The following is a 2,533-nucleotide window of genomic DNA, read 5'->3' as shown; positions in this document are numbered from 1 at the left end:
GGTTGGCGGGGTCGATCCCGAGGGCCGGCGCGACGAACTCCAGGTCGCGCAGCAGCCCGTGCGAGGACCCGAGCGGTCCGCCGCCCTCCAGCAGCTCGTCGTTGACCAGCGGGTGCGGGAAGTCCACCGGCAGGTACGCCCCGGCGTGGTCGTAGTGCCAGACCAGGTGGGACTGCTGCGCCGTGGTCTCGAACATCTCCAGCAACTGCTCGTAGTCGCCGCCGAGTTCGTCCACCGGCGTCACCGGCAGGCCGCAGGCCTGGAGCAGGTAGACCCGGCGCAGGAAGTGCAGCGCCTCGTAGTCGAAGCCGGCGACCGGGGCGACGTCGCCCGTGACCCCCGGCGTGTACTGGTGGATCGGCACCGGCTGCGCACCGGTGGCCATCAGCGCCCGGTCGTAGACGGCGAGTTCCTCGGCGAAGGGGTTGTCCGGGGTGTGGCACAACACGTCGACGAGCGGGACCAGCCACAGGTCACAGGCCAAAGGACGACTCCTCGGGTCAAAGGTGGAAGGGGAAGCGTAGTGGGTACCGGGCCGGACCGGCCCGTGCAGGAGTGGTCCCCCGTGAACGGGGCCTCAACCCGCCTCCCCCGCTATCCGCCCTGTCCGCGGCCCGGCTCCCGGGAACCGTCGGCGGTGTCCGAGGCGGTGAGGCGCTCCACCAGGTCCAGCGAGAAGGTGTTGCTCTCCTCGACGAGCTGCTGCGACGCCTCGGCGTCGCCGCGCCCCAGCGCGTCCACCAGGGCGGTGTGGCCGGCCCACATGTGGCCCCGCAGGTCGGCGAGCCGCCGCAGGTGCTGCACCGTGCACACCCAGGCCTGCACGCGCAGCCGGTGCAGGAAGTCCGTCAGGTACGGGTTGCCGAAGAGGCTGCTCAACTCCCGCCAGTACCGCAGGTCGTAGCCGATCAGCACGGACAACTCACCGGAGTGGGCGGCCCGCTGGCACTCCTCGCCACGCCGCCGCACCGCCGCCAGCGAGGCGGTCTCCGCCACGTCGGGAAAACCCGGGCCGTCCGAGCTGGCCCGCTCCGCCAGCCGCAGGAACATGCCGTCGGAGATCAGCGCGCGGGCCTGGACGATGTGCCGGAAGTCCTCGACGCTGAAGGCCCGCACCCGGAAGCCCCGGTGCTGCACCGCCTCCAGCAGCTCCTGCGCGGACAGGTCGACCAGCGCCTCGCGGACCGGCGTGGCGGAGACGCCGTACTGCTCGGCGATCTCCTTCACCGTGAACTCCTGGCCCGGATGCAGCCGCCCGGCCAGCACCTCGTCGCGCAGCGCCTCGGCGATCTGCTGGCGCAGGGTGCTGCGGGTCACCGGGCCGGGGACGCCGGTCGTTCCCATCGGCGCTCTCCCTCCTGGTACACGCCTGATGTCCATTACTTGCGGTCACCTTAACCAGCGTGGCGCAAAACAGCCTCGCGGCGGTCGGAGGGCGGACGCCGGCGGGCACGGCTTCGTGGCCAGGGTGTGGCCCTTTCGTGGCACGTGCCGGACGGATCCGCCGATACGCTTCGGAGGCTGAGCTGTGGGGACCGCGGGGGGCGCGGTGACCGGTCCAGGGGAGGACGGCGCGATGGAGATGCTGGGTGCGGGGGACCCCGAGCGGATCGGGGCCTACCGGCTGCTGGCCCGGCTGGGCGCGGGCGGCATGGGGCAGGTGTTCCTGGCCAGGTCGGACCGCGGCCGCACGGTGGCCGTGAAGCTGGTGCGCGCCGAGCTCGCCGCGCGGGAGGAGTTCCGGGCCCGGTTCCGTCACGAGGTGCGTGCGGCGCGCCGGGTCGGCGGGGACTGGACGGCGCCGGTGCTCGACGCCGACACCGAGGCCGACGTGCCGTGGGTGGCCACCGGTTACGTGGCCGGGCCGTCGCTGGAGCGGGTGGTCGGCCGCGACCACGGGGCGCTGCCGGAGCGCACCGTGCGCATCCTGGCGGCCGGGCTCGCGCGGGCCCTCGGCGACATCCACACGGCGGGGCTGGTGCACCGGGACCTCAAGCCGTCCAACGTGCTGATCACCATCGACGGGCCCCGGGTGATCGACTTCGGGATCGCCCGGGCGCTGGAGACGGCCGACGACAGCGGGCTGACCCATGCCGGCGCGGTCGTCGGCTCGCCCGGCTTCATGGCCCCGGAGCAGGTGCGGGGCGAGCGGATCACGGCGGCGGTCGACATCTTCAGCCTGGGCTCGGTGCTGGCCTACGCGGCGACCGGACGGGTCCCGTTCGGCGACGCGGAGAGCGGACCGCACGCCCTGATGTACCGCATCGCCCAGGACGAGCCCGACCTCACGGGCGTCCCGGAGGGGCTCACCGGACTGATCGGCGCGTGCCTGCGCAAGGACCCGGCGGCACGCCCCTCCCTGGAGGACGTGCTCGAGCAGGTGGGCGGCGAGCAGGTCATCCTCGCGGCGGGCCGCACCCGCGACCCGTGGCTGCCGGCCGGGCTGGTGGCCCAGCTGGGACGCCACGCGGCGGAACTCCTCGACGTCGAGGACCCCGGTCCGCGGCCGGAGGAGGCGCTCACGGTGGTGACG

3 protein-coding genes are annotated in these 2,533 nt (G+C 73.7%); 1 reads left to right on the top strand and 2 read right to left on the bottom strand.

Going from position 1 to position 2,533, the window contains the following annotated elements:
* A partial coding sequence (locus ACOV8S_RS28445) for a hypothetical protein (protein ID WP_448321374.1) occupies nucleotides 1–484 on the bottom strand: 484 nt, incomplete at its 3' end.
* 110 nt (nucleotides 485–594) lie between these two features.
* Nucleotides 595–1,344 carry a GntR family transcriptional regulator gene (locus ACOV8S_RS28440; RefSeq protein WP_448321373.1) on the bottom strand — a complete coding sequence of 250 codons (750 nt, stop codon included), beginning with the start codon at nucleotides 1,342–1,344 and terminating at the stop codon, nucleotides 595–597.
* Nucleotides 1,345–1,576: 232 nt separating this feature from the next.
* Here ACOV8S_RS28440 and ACOV8S_RS28435 point away from each other — a divergent pair.
* On the top strand, nucleotides 1,577–2,533 hold a 957-nt coding region (locus ACOV8S_RS28435), incomplete at its 3' end, for a serine/threonine-protein kinase (RefSeq protein WP_448321372.1).

This window comes from Streptomyces sp. CO7, from assembly GCF_053474865.1.
Note: the sequence above shows the minus strand (reverse complement) of the source record. Positions and strands in the feature narration are given on the sequence as shown.

What these genes read in the sequence shown, in the direction of transcription:
- ACOV8S_RS28440 (WP_448321373.1), bottom strand. Translation starts at nt 1,344, where the DNA reads ATGGGAACGACCGGCGTCCCCGGCCCGGTGACCCGCAGCACCCTGCGC.